Origin of the sequence: Streptomyces sp. NPDC094032 (assembly GCF_040303965.1) — a bacterium.
GTDB lineage: Bacteria > Actinomycetota > Actinomycetes > Streptomycetales > Streptomycetaceae > Streptomyces.
The window spans coordinates 23,985-39,830 of sequence record NZ_JBEOUE010000030.1; the positions used below are offsets into that span (position 1 = coordinate 23,985).

11 protein-coding genes are annotated in these 15,846 nt (G+C 72.9%); 8 read left to right on the plus strand and 3 right to left on the minus strand.

The window, feature by feature from the left end:
* The first annotated feature begins 68 nt into the window (after window positions 1-68).
* Both ABTZ54_RS30720 and ABTZ54_RS30725 read left to right on the plus strand, forming a co-directional pair.
* Window positions 69-242, plus strand: a complete 174-nt coding sequence (locus tag ABTZ54_RS30720) for a hypothetical protein (protein WP_351669442.1) — start codon at window positions 69-71, stop codon at window positions 240-242.
* 7 nt (window positions 243-249) lie between these two features.
* Window positions 250-3,315, plus strand: coding sequence for a helix-turn-helix transcriptional regulator (locus ABTZ54_RS30725; RefSeq protein ID WP_502997343.1), 3,066 nt, complete (start codon window positions 250-252; stop codon window positions 3,313-3,315).
* Here the strand turns inward: ABTZ54_RS30725 and ABTZ54_RS30730 are convergent.
* The 3 genes from ABTZ54_RS30730 to ABTZ54_RS30740 all read right to left on the minus strand — a co-directional run bounded on the left by ABTZ54_RS30730 (window position 3,312) and on the right by ABTZ54_RS30740 (window position 5,848).
* Entirely contained in the window at window positions 3,312-3,521 is a 210-nt protein-coding gene (locus ABTZ54_RS30730) for a DUF6191 domain-containing protein (protein ID WP_351669444.1), read from the minus strand. The two genes, ABTZ54_RS30725 and ABTZ54_RS30730, sit on opposite strands and share 4 nt — an antisense overlap.
* A 13-nt stretch (window positions 3,522-3,534) precedes the next feature.
* Window positions 3,535-4,626 (minus strand): PQQ-dependent sugar dehydrogenase, encoded by a 1,092-nt coding sequence (locus tag ABTZ54_RS30735; RefSeq protein ID WP_351669446.1) that lies wholly within the window; start codon window positions 4,624-4,626, stop codon window positions 3,535-3,537.
* A gap of 217 nt (window positions 4,627-4,843) precedes the next feature.
* Window positions 4,844-5,848 carry an aldo/keto reductase gene (locus tag ABTZ54_RS30740; RefSeq protein ID WP_351669448.1) on the minus strand — a complete coding sequence of 335 codons (1,005 nt, stop codon included), beginning with the start codon at window positions 5,846-5,848 and terminating at the stop codon, window positions 4,844-4,846.
* Window positions 5,849-5,923: 75 nt separating this feature from the next.
* On the opposite strand from ABTZ54_RS30740, the gene ABTZ54_RS30745 reads away from it, so the two are divergent.
* From ABTZ54_RS30745 to serA, 6 genes are all read left to right on the plus strand, one after another.
* Window positions 5,924-6,886 (plus strand): 2-hydroxyacid dehydrogenase, encoded by a 963-nt coding sequence (locus ABTZ54_RS30745; protein ID WP_351669450.1) that lies wholly within the window; start codon window positions 5,924-5,926, stop codon window positions 6,884-6,886.
* A gap of 533 nt (window positions 6,887-7,419) precedes the next feature.
* Window positions 7,420-10,179 (plus strand): putative bifunctional diguanylate cyclase/phosphodiesterase, encoded by a 2,760-nt coding sequence (locus ABTZ54_RS30750; RefSeq protein WP_502997344.1) that lies wholly within the window; start codon window positions 7,420-7,422, stop codon window positions 10,177-10,179.
* A gap of 239 nt (window positions 10,180-10,418) precedes the next feature.
* Window positions 10,419-12,272 carry an acetolactate synthase large subunit gene (locus tag ABTZ54_RS30755; RefSeq protein WP_351669452.1) on the plus strand — a complete coding sequence of 618 codons (1,854 nt, stop codon included), beginning with the start codon at window positions 10,419-10,421 and terminating at the stop codon, window positions 12,270-12,272.
* A gap of 40 nt (window positions 12,273-12,312) precedes the next feature.
* The gene (gene ilvN / locus ABTZ54_RS30760; protein WP_046905405.1) at window positions 12,313-12,840 is read left to right on the plus strand and encodes an acetolactate synthase small subunit; all 528 of its coding nucleotides are present in this window, start codon (window positions 12,313-12,315) and stop codon (window positions 12,838-12,840) included.
* Window positions 12,841-12,968: 128 nt separating this feature from the next.
* Window positions 12,969-13,970, plus strand: coding sequence for a ketol-acid reductoisomerase (ilvC, locus tag ABTZ54_RS30765; protein ID WP_046905406.1), 1,002 nt, complete (start codon window positions 12,969-12,971; stop codon window positions 13,968-13,970).
* 236 nt (window positions 13,971-14,206) lie between these two features.
* Window positions 14,207-15,796, plus strand: a complete 1,590-nt coding sequence (serA, locus tag ABTZ54_RS30770; RefSeq protein ID WP_351669455.1) for a phosphoglycerate dehydrogenase — start codon at window positions 14,207-14,209, stop codon at window positions 15,794-15,796.
* The last annotated feature ends 50 nt before the right edge of the window (window positions 15,797-15,846 follow it).

Consider the following 15,846-nt stretch of genomic DNA (forward strand, 5'->3'; position numbering starts at 1 on the left):
ACCCCCTGGGCGAGCAAAGTAGTGGTCATCGCAAGGAGCGAGGAACACAGAAGCCCAGGGAGCACGACATGTTCGAGTACGAACTCCACCGCATCCACCACGCCGAGCTCATCCGGGAGGCCGCCGCCGAGCGGCTCGCGCACGAGGCCGCCCGTGCCGCCAAGGGGCGCCGCTGGGGTCGGAAGCACGCCGCGGAGGGGCGGGTGAACGCCGACCAGGACCGTTTCGCCCGGGCCGCGTGACCCCCGTATGGGTGCGAACGCGGACGTCTGTGCGATGCTCGGCGCCGTGGAGACCAAGTCAGTGAGCCCCGTGTTCGTCGGCCGGGCCGGCGAACTCACCGCCCTCACCGAGGCGCTCTCCCGCGCGACCGCGGGAGAGCCCCAGGCCCTGCTCGTCGGAGGCGAGGCCGGCGTCGGGAAGACCCGCCTCATCGAGGAGTTCACCGCACGCGCCCGCACCCAGGGCGCGGTCGTCGCCCTCGGCGGCTGTGTCGAGATCGGCGCCGACGGGCTGCCCTTCGCGCCCTTCTCCACCGCCCTGCGCGCGCTGCACCGGCTCCTCCCCGACGAGCTCGCCGCCGCCGCCGACGGCCAGCAGGGCGAACTCGCTCGGCTCCTCCCCGAGTTCGGCGACGTCACCCACCACGAGCCGGCCGCCGAGGACTCCACCGCGCGCCTCTTCGAGCTGACCGTACGGCTCCTGGAGCGCGTCGCCGCCGACCGCACCGTCGTCCTGGTCCTGGAGGACCTGCACTGGGCCGACGCCTCCACCCGGCACCTGCTCGCCTACCTCTTCCGCACCCTGCACCGCGGCCGCATCGTGGTCGTCGCCACCTACCGCGCCGACGACATCCACCGCCGCCACCCGCTGCGCCCGCTCCTCGCCGAGCTGGACCGGCTGCGCTCCGTCCGGCGCATCGAGCTCTCCCGCTTCACCCGCACCGAGGTGCACCGCCAGCTCACCGGCATCCTCGCCGCCGAACCCAGCCCCGTCGTCCTCGACGAGGTCTTCGAACGCTCCGACGGCAACGCCTTCTTCGTCGAGGAGCTCATCGCCTCCCACGAGTGCGGCACCGCCCTCGGCTCCCTCAGCGAATCCCTCCGCGACCTCCTCCTGGTCCGCGTCGAGGCCCTGCCCGACGACGCCCAGCGCGTCGTCCGCGTCGTCGCCGAGGGCGGCTCCACCGTCGAGTTCGACCTGCTCGCCGCCGTCGCCCGGCTCGCCGAGGACGAGCTCATCGAGGCCCTGCGCGCCGCCGTCGGCGCCAACATCCTGCTCGCCGCGCCCGACGGCGACGGCTACCGCTTCCGGCACTCCCTCGTCCGCGAGGCCGTCAGCGACGACCTGCTGCCCGGCGAGCGCTCCCGGCTCAACCGCCGCTACGCCGAGGCCCTGGAGGACGCCCCCGGCCTGGTCCGCGCCGACGCCCGCGCCAACCGGCTCGCCACGTACTGGTACCACGCCCACGACGCCGCCCGCGCCCTGCCGGCCGTCCTGCGCGCCTCCGTCGAGACCCGCAAGCGCTACGCGTACGCCGAGCAGCTGCGGCTCCTCGAACGCGCCATGGAGCTCTGGGACGACGCCCCCGCCGAGGTCCGCCGCGCTCTGCGCCCCATGGACTACGCCGAGGCCTACCCCTCCTGCGGCTGCGACCCCGACACCCCGCTGAGCTACCTCGACCTGCTCGCCGAGGCCGCCGTCGCCGCCCGCCTCTGCGGCGAGCGCGAACGCGCCCTGAAGATCGGCAAGATGGCCCACCGGCTGCTCGACGCCTCCGGGGACGACGACCCGCTGCGCTCCGCCTGGTTCTGGGTCGAGCGGGCCCGGCTCCAGTCCAACCTGGCCCGCGGCGACGGCTGGGACGAGATCTCGCGCGCGCAGGAGCTCGTCCGGGGTCTGCCGCCGTCCGCCGTCCACGCCGTGGTGCTCGCCTTCGCCGCCGGCTGGGGCATGCTCCGCAACCCGGGCGCCGACGCGCTCGCCGCCGCCGAACGGGCCGTCGAGTACGCCCGCCTGGTCGAGGCCGAGGGGACCGAACTCGCCGCCCGGCTCACCCTCGGCACCATCATGGTCTCCGCGGGCGACACCGAGAACGGGCTCGCCGCGATGCGCGAGGTGGGCGAACGGACGCTGGCGCTCGGCCAGTTCCACGAGGCCTCCCGCGCCGCCGTGAACATCTCCTCCGCCCTGGAGGGACTCGGCCGCTCCCGCGAGGCCGTCGAGGTCGCCACCCACGGGATCGCCATGGCCCGCTCCCACGGCCTGGTCGACAGCGCCGGCTGGGTCCGGGCCAACCTCGCCGAGTCGCTCCTCTCGCTCGGCGAGTGGGACCGGGTCCAGGAGGAGTGCGAGCTGCTGCTGCGCACCGGCGCGGCCGGCTCCAAGCCGGGCGGCACCGCCCTGCTCCAGCTCGCCCACCTCGCCGTCGGGCGCGGCGAACCCGCCGTGGCCGCCGCCCGCCTCGCCGAGGCCGCGTCCCGCTACGGCACCCGGGACCCGATCCCGCAGTACACGCTGCCGATGACGCACCTGACGACCGCCGTGGCCGCCGCCGAGGGCCGCCTCGCCGACGTACGCGCGGAGCTCGCCGCGGTCGCCGCGTCCGGCTTCCCGGCCGGCACCCACCGCTACGGCTGGCCGCTGGTCCTCGTCGCCGTCACGGCCGAGGCCGACGCCCGGGGGCTGCCGGCCGCCGCCGAGGGCCGCGCCGCCGCCCTGGACGCGGTACGCCGCTCCGTACGGTCGCTGGCCGCCCAGGCGCCCGTGTGGCAGGCCTACGCGCTCCAGGTCTCGTCCGAGCTGGCCCGCGCCGAGGCCCGGGACACCGCCGAGCGCTGGGCCGAGGTCGTCGCCGCCTTCGAGCCGCTCGACCGCCCCCACGAGCTGGCCCGCGTCCGGCACCGGCTCGCCGACGCGCTGCTCGCCGAGGGCGGCCGGCGCGAGGAGGCCGCCGCGCTGCTGCGCGAGGCCCACGCCACCGCCGTACGCCTCGGGGCGCATCCGCTGCGCGAGGACGTCGAGCTGCTCGCGGCCCGCGCCCGCCTCCCGCTGACCGCCCCCGACGTGGCCGAGGGGCCGGCGGAGCCGGAGGACGACGCCTCCGACGCCTTCGGGCTCACCCCGCGCGAGCAGGACGTGCTGCGGCTGGTCGCCGAGGGGCGCACCAACCGCCAGATCGCCGAGGAGCTGTTCATCTCACCGAAGACGGCGAGCGTCCACGTCTCCAACATCCTCGCCAAGCTGGGCGTCGCCGGACGCGGTGAGGCCGCCGCCCTGGCCCACCGCCTCCGTCTCCTGGAGCCGACCGCCTAGGCGCTCGCGTCCCGGTCGTCCGCCGAGGGGGAGGGCACCTCGGCGGCGCCGGGCAGGCGCATCACGACCTTGCCGGAGGTGAGGTCTATCGGGCCCTTGTAGGGGTCGGCGTCGCCCATGTCCTCCCTGGTCAGGGCGAGCCGCTGCCGTTCGTCGTCGGTGTGCTTGCGGCCCGGCGCGAACAGCTCTTCCATCAGGTTGAACATCCGCCTCGCCCTCCTACCCGACCTCCAGCCGGAGGATCTTGTCGTCACCGGGCCCGGGGGTGCCCCGGGTGTCGGTCTCACTGGTCACCAGCCAGAGCCGGGTGCCGCCCGCGGTCGCCAGGACCGTGCGCAGCCGCCCGTACTCACCCGTCAGGAACGCCTCGGGCTCGCCGGAACGTTCCGCTCCGGCGAGCGGGATCCGCCACAGTCTCTCGCCCCGGAGCGCGGCCATCCAGACCGCCCCCCGCGCGAACGCGATCCCGCTGGGCGAGGCCTCGGCCGGCCGCCACTCGGCCACCGGGTCCGTGAACCCGGCCCGGCCCGCGCGGCCCTCCACCACCGGCCAGCCGTAGTTCCGGCCGGGCTCGATCAGATTCAGCTCGTCCCAGGTGTCCTGCCCGAACTCGGAGGCCCACAGCCGCCCGGCCGGGTCCCAGGCGAGGCCCTGCACGTTCCGGTGCCCGTACGAGTAGACGGGGGAGCCCGGGAAGGGGTTGCCCGGCGCGGGGCGGCCCTCCGGGGTGAGGCGCAGGATCTTCCCGCCGAGCGAGCCCCGGTCCTGCGCGAGCTCCCTGCGCCCGGTCTCGCCGGTCCCGGCGTACAGCATCCCGTCCGGCCCGAAGGCGATCCGCCCGCCGTTGTGGATCACCCCCTTGGGGATGCCGGTGAGCACCGGCTCGGGGGCGCCCAGCCGGTCGCCCGCGCCGCCCCCGTACCGCATGCGGACGATCCGGTTGTCCGTCGCCGAGGTCAGGTACGCGTACACCCAGCCGTCCCGCAGGGCGAGCCCGAGCAGCCCGCCCTCACCGCCCGGCACCACCCCGGGCACCTCGCCGAGCGGCGTCTTGCGCCCGGTCGAGGCGTCGACCCGGGTGATGGTCCGCTCGTCCCGCGAGGACACCAGCAGGTCCCCGCCGGGCAGCTCGACGAGCCCCCACGGCGACCGCAGGTCCCGGGTGAGCACGCCCGCGACGCGCACCGTCCCCGGGGCGGCCGAGGACGCCGCAGGCGCGGGCGCGCGCGAGGCACCGCCCCCGCCCCCGTCCGGCGGCGACCCGCACCCGGCGACCACCAGCAGCGCGGCGGCAGCGGCCACGCCTCCCACGACACATCGTCCTCGGCCCATGCTCCCGGTCCCTTCCGGCGGCGGTGTCCCCACCCTGGATACACCGCCGGGCCCGCGCCGGGGTTCCGCTCCACGCGGGAGTGTCAGCCGGAGGAGCCGCGGGCCGCCGGTCGGCGTGCGATCCGGGTCCCGGCTCAGCGCCGGGTCCCGGCTCAGCGCGGGGGCGGGCTCGCGAGCCCCACCCCCGCCAGGCACGTCAGTCCCACGACCCCCGGGCCGCAGGCAGCGCGGCGATCTCCTTCAGGTCGGCCTCGTCGAGCACGAGACCGGCCGCCCGCGCGTTCTCCACGGCCCACCGCTCCCGCTTCGCGCCCGGGACCGGCACCACGTGCGGGCCGCGTCCCAGGACCCAGGCCAGGGCCACCTGGGCCGGGGTGACGTCCTCGCCGTGCCGGGCCGCCACCCGCCGGAGGCCCGCTACCAGCGGCTGGTTCGCGGCCATCATCTCGGCCGTGAAGCGCGGGTGCCGGGCCCGCAGGTCGTCCTCCTCGAAGCCGCCGCCCGGTGTGAGCGTCCCGGTCAGGAAGCCGCTGCCCAGGGGCATCGCGGCGAGGAAGCCCACGCCGCGCGCCTCGCACCAGGGCAGCAGCCGCTCCAGGGCCTCCGGCGACCAGACCGAGAGCTCGGCCTCGACCGCCGCGACGGGGAAGACCTGCTGGACCCGCTCCAACTGCCGGATCGTTCCCTCATGGACGCCGCCCGCGCGGCCCCGCCGGGTCGCCCGCGCGCCCACCGCGCACAGCCCCAGCGCCCGCACCTTGCCTGCCCGTACCAGCTCGGCCATGGCGCCCCAGGTCTCCTCCACCGGCACCTCGGGGTCCGCCCTGTGCAGCTGGTAGAGGTCGATCACATCGGTCTGGAGCCGCCGCAGCGACGCGTCGCAGGCCCTGCGCACGTACCCGGGGCGCCCGTTCGCCACGATGTGCTGGTCGCCGCCGACGAGCAGCCCGCACTTCGTCGACACGAAGACATCCGCCCGCCGCTCCTTCAACACCCGCCCCAACAGCAGCTCGTTGGTGAACGGCCCGTACATGTCGGCGGTGTCGAGCAGGCTGGTCCCGGCGTCCAGCGCCGCGTGCACCGTCCGCAGCGAGCGGTCGAACCGCCGCTGCGAAGCGCTGTACGCCCAGTTCATCGGCATGCATCCGAGGCCCACCGCACCCACATCGAGCGCCGCCGCCCCGATCGTCCTGCGCTCCACCTGCCGGTACCTCTCCCTCTGCCGCCCCCCAAAGTAACCAATCGCGCGCGGGATTCTTCGCATAGCCTCCCGGTCATGACGTTCGATGACACCGCCGCTGACGTGTGGCTTCCGATTCCCGCCGACGAGATCGAGGGACTTCCCGAGCCGGGCGCGTCGGGCCTGAACTACCGTTTCTGGGACGGCGGGCCGGAATTCCCGGCCGATCCGGCGCACTGCGCCTTCTACGTCGTGCCGTACATGAAGGGCGAGGAGATCGCGGTGCGCCCGCTCGCCGGGATGACCTCGGTCCGCGCCGTCCAGACCCTCTCCGCGGGCATAGACCATGTGACGCCCGGCCTCGACCGGCTGCGCCCCGGGGTCAGGCTGTGCAACGCCAAGGGGGTCCACGAGGCCAGCACCGCCGAACTGACCCTCGCCCTGATCCTCGCCTCGCTGCGCGGCATCCCCGGCTTCGTCCGCGGCCAGGACGCGGAGCGGTGGCGGGCCGGCTTCTACCCGGCGCTCGCCGACAAGTCGGTGCTGATCGTCGGGTACGGATCGATCGGCGCCGCCATCGAGGACCGGCTCGCCCCCTTCGAGTGCGCGCGGGTCGTGCGCGTCGCGCGCTCCGCCCGTGCCACCGAGCGCGGTCCTGTGCACCCGCTCACGGAGCTGCCCGCGCTGCTGCCCGAGGCCGACGTGGTCGTGCTCTCCACGCCGCTCACCCCCGAGACCCGTCACCTCGCCGACGCGGGATTCCTCGCCCGGATGAAGGACGGAGCGCTGCTGGTCAACGTGGCCCGCGGCCCCGTGGTGGACACGGCCGCGCTCCTCAAGGAGGCGGAGAGCGGCCGGATCACCGCCGCGCTCGACGTCACCGACCCGGAGCCGCTGCCCGCCGGGCATCCGCTGTGGCACGCCCCCGGCGTCCTGATCAGCCCCCATGTCGGCGGCTCCACCTCGGCGTTCATGCCGCGCGCGAAGCGTCTGCTGGCCGCGCAGCTCACCCGCTTCGCCGCCGGTCAGGACCTCGCGAACGTCGTCCTGACCACCTGAGACGCGCGCCCCCGGTGCGCGCCGGGCACGAGCCCCCAAGGTCGTCACGGAGAGTACTGCGACCCTGTCCCTGAGTGACGATCCTGGTGTATCGTCCCGGAGCGGGGGACTGCGTCGAGAACGGGCAGACGCTGGGGAGCGAAGTGACGGGTCATCAGATTCCGAGGGGGGTGACGGGTGGAGCACGGCCGAGCGGGCGACGAACCGACGCGGCGGAGCCGTCGGCGACCCACCCGCGCCCCACAGCCGCCCTGCCGGAACAGCCGGGCCCGGGTCGGCCCGCCACCGTCGGCCCCGGCGGGGACGTGGACCCGGCGGCCTCCTGCGGCCACGCCGTGCCACGTCCCGACGCGCAGACCGAGGCGCTCGGCGACCCCGGCGCGCAGGCGCACCCCGGCGAGAGCCCGGAGGTCCCGGTGAGCACCCCCGGCGCGCTCGTCCAGCACCGGTCCGTGAGCGAGGGGCCCGGCCTCCGCTCCGGGTCCGGCCGGCCCGCCCCCGGGCCCGGACGCCAGGGGCCCGGAGCCGGGGGAGTGCTCACCCAGATCGGCCTCGGCCTGGTCTGCGGGGGATACGCGACCGGCGCCGCCCTCGGCTGGGGCTCCGAGGAACTCGCCCTGTTCATGGGCGACTTCGGGCTGAGCGCCGCCGCCCTCGCCGCCGCGGTCTCCTGCTTCCTCTACGCCCGGGGCCACCGCGGCAGCTTCCGCCCCGCCTGGCTCCTTTTCGCCTTCTCCTCCTTCATGGCCTCCGTGGGGAACGCCGTCTGGGGGTGGTACGAGGTCGTCCTCGACCGCGAGGTGCCCACCCCCTCGCTGGCCGACCTCTGCTTCCTGCTCTTCGCCCCGCCCGCCATCGTCGGCCTGCTCGTCCTCGCCAGGAAACCCGTGACCCGGGCCGGCTGGGTCTGCCTCGCCCTCGACGCCTGGCTCATCGGCGGCTCCCTGCTCACCCTCTCGTGGAGCCTGGCCCTCGCCCACACCGCGCGCGTGGAGGTCGCCGAGGGCGAGAGCGTGGCCCGCTCCGCGCTCTCCCTCGCCTACCCGCTGCTGGACATCGTCCTCGTCAGCATGGTGCTGGCCCTCCACTTCCGCCGCTCCAGCGTCAACCGCTCGGCGATCAACACCGCCATCGCGGCCCTCGCGCTCACCGTGCTGTGCGACGCCCTGTTCACCTCGCCGCTGCTGCGCGAGCACTACAGCTCCGGCCAGCTGCTCGACGCCGGCTGGTTCGCCGGCTCCCTGCTGCTCGCCTACGCGCCCTGGGGCGCCCGCCGCACCGTGGACCCGGCCGCCGCCCGCGCCCGGCAGCCGCACAGCCGCCCCATCGCCGGATCGCTCGCCGCCCTCACCCCGTACCTCGCGGCGGCGGTCTGCACACTCGGCATCCTGTACAACGTCGTCGAGGGACGAAGAGTGGACCGCGTGGTCGTCCTCACCGGCTGCACGGTCGTGCTCGCCCTGGTCCTGCGGCAGGGCATCATGCTGCTCGACAACATCGCCCTCACCCACGAACTGGCCCAGAAGGAGAACCACTTCAGGTCCCTCGTGCAGGGCTCCAGCGACGTCATCATGATCGCCGCGCCCACCGGGATACTCCGGTACGTCAGCCCCGCCGCCTCCGGGGTGTACGGCCGCGAGGCGGAGGAGCTGATCGGCTCCGAGCTGGCCTCCCTCATCCACCCCGAGGACCTCGGCGGCGTCGTCCACGAGGTGCGCCGCTTCCTCGCCGCGCAGCCCTCCGAGGAGCCCACCACCCGGATCGAGTGCCGCTTCCGCTCCGGCCGAGGCGACTGGCTCAACGTCGAGTCCACCGTCAACCGCCACCAGGGCGGCCTGATCTTCAACAGCCGGGACGTCACCGAGCGCGTCCGCCTCCAGGCCCAGCTCCGGCACAACGCCGAGCACGACCCGCTCACCGACCTGCCCAACCGGGCGCTGTTCACCGAGCGGGTCCGGGGCGCCCTCGGCGGCCGCCGCTCCTCCGACCCCGGCACCGCCGTGCTCTTCATCGACCTCGACGGCTTCAAGGGTGTCAACGACCGGCTCGGCCACCAGGCGGGCGACGAGCTGCTCGTGCAGGCCGCCCGGCGCCTCCAGGACTCCGTACGGGCCGGGGACACCGCCGCGCGGCTCGGCGGCGACGAGTTCGCCGCGCTCATCATGGGCGACGGCAACCGGGACCGGGCCGCCCGCGAGTGCCAGGTGCACGAGATCGCCGACCGGCTGCGCGTCACGCTCTCCCAGCCGTACCGCGTCGACGCCGCCAACGAGGTGCGGGTGGCCGCCTCCATCGGCGTCGCCTTCGCCGAGCCCGGCATCAGCGCCGGGGACCTGCTGCGCAACGCCGACCTCGCCATGTACCGGGCCAAGGCCGCCGGCAAGGACCGCGTCGAGCTCTACGCCCCCCAGATGCAGGCCGAGGTCGTCCGCCGCACCGAGCTCGCCGCCCGGCTGCGCACCGCCCTGCACGACGGCGAGTTCGCGCTGCTCCACCAGCCCGTGGTGGACCTGGGCACCGGCAGGATCTCCGCCGTCGCCGCCCAGGCCCGCTGGCGCTCCGCCCAGGGCATCCTGTTCACCCCCGCCGAGTTCCTGCGGGTCTCCGACGACAGCGAGCGCACCTCCGAGCTCGGCCGCTGGCTCCTCGAAGAGGCCGTCGAGCAGGCCGCCGAGCGGGCCGGCATCGGCCATCGCACCCCGGTCACCATCCGGCTCTCCGCGCGCAGGCTGCTCGACCGCTCCCTGCCGCTCGGCTCCATCGAGGCCCTGCTGACCCGGCACGGCCTGCCGTCCGGCTCGCTCATCATCGAGCTGGCCGAGAGCGACCCCCGCGACCCCCGGGTCAACTTCGACGAGCTGGAGCAGCGCCTCGCCGCCCTGCGCCGCCTCGGGGTGAAGATCGCCCTGGACGGATTCGGCAGCGGACACGCCGCCATCAACGCCCTGCGCCGGCTCCCCGTCGACATACTGAAACTGGACCGGGGTCTGGTCGAGGGCGTCGTGGAATCGGCCAGACTGCGCAAGATCACCAGTGGGCTGCTGCGGATCGCCGGCGACCTCGGGATGCAGTCCGTGGCCGACGGGGTGGACGTGCCCGAGCAGGTGCTCGCCCTGCGCTCCATGGGCTGCACCCACGGCCAGGGCATGGCCTTCGCGGGCCCGCTGGACGAGTACCGGCTGCGCAGGGCCCTGGTGAGGGACGAGTATCCGCTGCCGGGACCCGTCCCGGTGAGTGTCGGAAACCGTCCTCCGATCCGCTCACATTCTGAGACGCCCGTCCCACCCACTTGACAGTGACTGTGCGTCGGGGAGAGGGTCAGTGCCATGCGCACCCGAATTCTCGTACTTGGAAAGCGCGTCGGCTGAGGCAGGGCCACTGAAGGCCCGCCTGTAACGCTCCGACGCGCTCCCCTCGCTTGCCTCCCGGCACGAGGGGTTTTTTGTTGCACCGGCTCCCCCCGAAGTCGTAACGAACCCTCGCAAAACGCCTCGCACACCACCTGGCGCCAACCCTCTGCTTCGAGAAGAGAATGCTGATGACCGAGCAGGCCACCGGGCACCATCCGCAGCCGCGGCCCCGTAACGGCGCGCAGCCCGCGACCACCGTCGAGCACGTCACGGGTGCGCAGTCCCTCATCCGTTCTCTTGAGGAAGTGGGCGCCGACACCGTCTTCGGCATTCCGGGCGGGGCGATCCTGCCCGCGTACGACCCGATGATGGACTCGAAGCGAGTGCGCCACGTCCTGGTCCGGCACGAGCAGGGCGCGGGCCACGCCGCCACCGGCTACGCGCAGGCCACCGGCCGGGTCGGTGTCTGCATGGCGACCTCGGGCCCCGGTGCCACCAACCTGGTCACGCCGATCGCCGACGCCCACATGGACTCCGTCCCGCTGGTCGCGATCACCGGCCAGGTCGCCTCCAAGGCGATCGGCACGGACGCCTTCCAGGAGGCGGACATCTGCGGCATCACGATGCCGATCACCAAGCACAACTTCCTGGTCACCAAGGCCGAGGACATCCCGCGGACGATCGCCGAGGCCTTCCACATCGCCTCCACCGGCCGCCCGGGCCCGGTCCTGGTCGACATCGCCAAGGACGCCCTCCAGGCGAAGACCACCTTCAGCTGGCCGCCCGTCACGGACCTGCCCGGCTACCGCCCGGTGACCAAGCCGCACGCCAAGCAGATCCGCGAGGCCGCCAAGCTGATCACCGGCGCCAAGCGCCCCGTCCTCTACGTCGGCGGCGGCGTCCTGAAGGCCGGCGCCACCGCCGAGCTGAAGGTCCTCGCGGAGCTCACCGGCGCCCCGGTCACCACCACCCTGATGGCCCTGGGCGCGTTCCCCGACAGCCACCCGCTGCACGTGGGAATGCCGGGCATGCACGGTGCGGTCACCGCCGTCACCGCGCTGCAGAAGGCCGACCTGATCGTCGCCCTCGGCGCCCGCTTCGACGACCGCGTCACCGGCAAGCTGGACAGCTTCGCCCCGTACGCCAAGATCGTCCACGCCGACATCGACCCGGCCGAGATCGGCAAGAACCGCACCGCCGACGTCCCGATCGTCGGTGACGCCCGCGAAGTCATCGCCGACCTGGTCCAGGCCGTCCAGGCCGAGTACAGCGAGGGCCACAAGGGCGACTACACCGCCTGGTGGAGCGACCTGAACCGCTGGCGCGAGACCTACCCGCTCGGCTACGACCTGCCGGAGGACGGCAGCCTGTCGCCGCAGCAGGTCATCCAGCGCATCGGCGAGCTCGCCCCCGAGGACACGATCTTCGCGGCGGGCGTCGGCCAGCACCAGATGTGGGCCGCCCACTTCATCAACTACGAGCGCCCCGCCACCTGGCTGAACTCCGGCGGCGCCGGGACGATGGGGTACGCGGTCCCCGCCGCGATGGGCGCCAAGGCGGGACAGCCGGACCGCCCAGTCTGGGCGATCGACGGCGACGGCTGCTTCCAGATGACCAACCAGGAGCTGGTCACCTGCGCGCTGAACAACATCCCGATCAAGGTCGCCATCATCAACAACGGCGCCCTCGGCATGGTCCGCCAGTGGCAGACGCTGTTCTACAACCAGCGCTACTCCAACACCGTGCTGCACTCCGGTCCGGACGACGTCAACCCGCAGGCGCGGGGCACCCGTATCCCGGACTTCGTCAAGCTGTCCGAGGCCATGGGCTGTGTCGCGCTGCGCTGCGAGGACCCTGCCGACCTGGACAAGGTCATCGAGCAGGCCAACGCCATCAACGACCGCCCGGTCGTGGTCGACTTCATCGTCCACGAGGACGCCCAGGTCTGGCCGATGGTCGCGGCCGGCACCTCCAACGACGAGGTCATGGCCGCGCGGGGCGTCCGCCCCGACTTCGGCGACGGCGAAGACGACTGACGAGCGAAGAGCTGAAGAGCCAAGGGAAGTGACCCACACCATGTCCACCAAGCACACGCTCTCCGTCCTGGTCGAGAACACGCCCGGCATCCTCGCCCGGATCGCCGCCCTGTTCTCCCGCCGCGGCTTCAACATCGACTCGCTCGCCGTCGGTGTCACCGAGCACCCCGACATCTCCCGCATCACCATCGTGGTCAATGTCGAGGACCTGCCCCTTGAGCAGGTGACCAAGCAGCTCAACAAGCTGGTCAACGTCCTGAAGATCGTCGAACTCGAGCCCAGCGCCGCGATCCAGCGCGAGCTCGTCCTGGTGAAGGTCCGCGCCGACAACGAGACCCGCTCCCAGATCGTCGAGATCGTCCAGCTGTTCCGCGCGAAGACGGTCGACGTCTCGCCGGAGGCGGTCACCATCGAGGCCACCGGTTCGAGTGACAAGCTGGAGGCGATGCTCAAGATGCTGGAGCAGTTCGGCATCAAGGAGCTCGTGCAGTCAGGCACGATCGCCATAGGGCGTGGCGCCCGGTCCATCACGGACCGGTCCCTGCGGGCCCTCGACCGCAGCGCGTGACGTCCCCGATCGTCAACGGGCGCTGACCGCGGGTCCATCCCGCGGTCCGCCTGGCGAGACCCGAAAACCTTCCTCCCGCACCCCGCCGTACGGTGGGACGCAACACCAGCACCTCAAGGAGATACCCAGTGGCCGAGCTGTTCTACGACGCCGACGCCGACCTGTCCATCATCCAGGGCCGCAAGGTCGCCGTGATCGGGTACGGCAGCCAGGGCCACGCCCACGCGCTGTCGCTCCGTGACTCGGGTGTCGACGTCCGTGTCGGTCTGCACGAGGGCTCCAAGTCCAAGGCCAAGGCCGAGGAGCAGGGCCTGCGCGTCGTCACCCCGGCCGAGGCCGCGGCCGAGGCCGACGTCATCATGATCCTGATCCCGGACCCGATCCAGGCCCAGGTCTACGAGGAGTCCATCAAGGACAACCTGAAGGACGGCGACGCGCTGTTCTTCGCCCACGGCTTCAACGTCCGCTTCGGCTTCATCAAGCCCCCGGCCAACGTGGACGTCGCCCTGGTCGCCCCGAAGGGCCCGGGCCACCTGGTCCGCCGTCAGTACGAGGAGGGCCGCGGCGTCCCCGCGATCGCGGCGGTCGAGCAGGACGCGACGGGCAACGCCTTCGCGCTGGCGCTCTCCTACGCCAAGGCCATCGGCGGCACCCGCGCCGGCGTCATCAAGACGACCTTCACCGAGGAGACCGAGACCGACCTCTTCGGCGAGCAGGCCGTCCTCTGCGGTGGCGCCTCCGCGCTCGTCAAGGCGGGCTTCGAGACCCTGGTCGAGGCCGGCTACCAGCCGGAGATCGCCTACTTCGAGTGCCTCCACGAGCTGAAGCTGATCGTCGACCTCATGTACGAGGGCGGCCTGGAGAAGATGCGCTGGTCCGTCTCCGAGACCGCCGAGTGGGGCGACTACATCACCGGCCCGCGGATCATCACCGACGCCACCAAGGCGGAGATGAAGAAGGTCCTCACCGACATCCAGGACGGCACCTTCGCCAAGAACTGGATGGACGAGTACCACGGCGGTCTGAAGAAGTACAACGAGTACAAGACCCAGGACGAGCAGCACCTCCTGGAGACCACCGGCAAGGAGCTGCGGAAGCTCATGAGCTGGGTGAACGACGAGGAGGCGTAAGCCCCTCGGTGCGGGGCCGGACAAGGTGTCCGGCCCCGTGCCACATCGTTGGACACCCCGTCCAACCACGGACGGGTGATCCTTCCAACGAGGCGTACGAGCTGCGCCGACGCACCACTACACTGCTCAACAACATACGCGTCAGGCCCACAGCGTCGTGCGCTTTCACGCGGCAAGCCCCCTCCACGCCTGCGGCCGTCGGGACGGCCGTCCGCACTGGATCTGTGAGGACTCACGTGAGCTCGAAACCTGTCGTACTCATCGCTGAAGAGCTGTCGCCCGCCACCGTCGACGCGCTGGGCCCGGACTTCGAGATCCGGCACTGCAACGGCGCGGACCGCGCCGAGCTGATCCCCGCCATCGCCGACGTCGACGCCATCCTCGTCCGTTCCGCGACCAAGGTCGACGCGGAGGCCATCGCCGCCGCGAAGAAGCTGCGGGTCGTCGCCCGTGCCGGCGTGGGCCTGGACAACGTGGACGTCTCCGCCGCCACCAAGGCCGGCGTGATGGTCGTGAACGCCCCGACCTCCAACATCGTCACGGCCGCCGAGCTCGCCTGCGGCCTGCTGGTCGCCACCGCGCGCAACATCCCGCAGGCCAACACCGCGCTGAAGAACGGCGAGTGGAAGCGCTCGAAGTACACGGGCGTCGAGCTGAGCGAGAAGACCCTCGGTGTCGTCGGTCTCGGCCGCATCGGCGTCCTGGTCGCCCAGCGCATGTCCGCGTTCGGCATGAAGATCGTCGCGTACGACCCCTATGTGCAGCCGGCCCGCGCCGCCCAGATGGGGGTGAAGCTGCTGGCCCTGGACGAGCTCCTGGAGGTCGCCGACTTCATCACCGTCCACCTGCCCAAGACCCCGGAGACCCTCGGTCTCATCGGTGACGAGGCGCTGCACAAGGTCAAGCCCTCGGTCCGGATCGTCAACGCCGCGCGCGGCGGGATCGTGGACGAGACGGCGCTGTACTCGGCGCTGAAGGAGGGCCGGGTCGCCGGCGCGGGCCTCGACGTGTACGCGAAGGAGCCCTGCGTCGACTCGCCGCTCTTCGAGCTCGACGAGGTCGTCTGCACCCCGCACCTGGGCGCCTCCACCGACGAGGCCCAGGAGAAGGCCGGTATCGCGGTGGCCCGTTCGGTGCGCCTGGCGCTCGCCGGCGAGCTCGTCCCCGATGCGGTCAACGTCCAGGGCGGCGTCATCGCCGAGGACGTGAAGCCGGGTCTGCCGCTCGCCGAGAAGCTGGGCCGGATCTTCACGGCGCTGGCCGGCGAGGTCGCGGTGCGCCTCGACGTCGAGGTGTACGGCGAGCTCACCCAGCACGATGTGAAGGTGCTCGAACTCTCCGCGCTCAAGGGCGTGTTCGAGGACGTGGTCGACGAGACCGTGTCGTACGTGAACGCCCCGCTGTTCGCGCAGGAGCGCGGTGTCGAGGTCCGCCTCACCACGAGCTCCGAGTCGCCCGACCACCGCAACGTGGTCACCGTGCGCGGCACCCTGTCGGACGGCCAGGAGGTCTCGGTCTCCGGCACGCTCGCCGGTCCCAAGCACCTCCAGAAGATCGTCGCGGTCGGTGACTACGACGTGGACCTGGCGCTCGCCGACCACATGGTGGTGCTGCGCTACGAGGACCGCCCGGGCGTCGTCGGCACGGTCGGCCGGATCCTCGGCGAGGCCGGTCTGAACATCGCGGGCATGCAGGTCTCCCGTACCGAGGAGGGCGGCGAGGCGCTCGTCGTGCTCACCGTCGACGACACGGTCCCGGCGGCCGTGATCGCCGAGATCTCGGAGGAGATCGGCGCCACCTCGGCCCGCTCGGTCAACCTGATCTGACCCGGCTCCTCGGACGCGCACTCCGTACCCGGTGCGCTAGACGCTCGTCT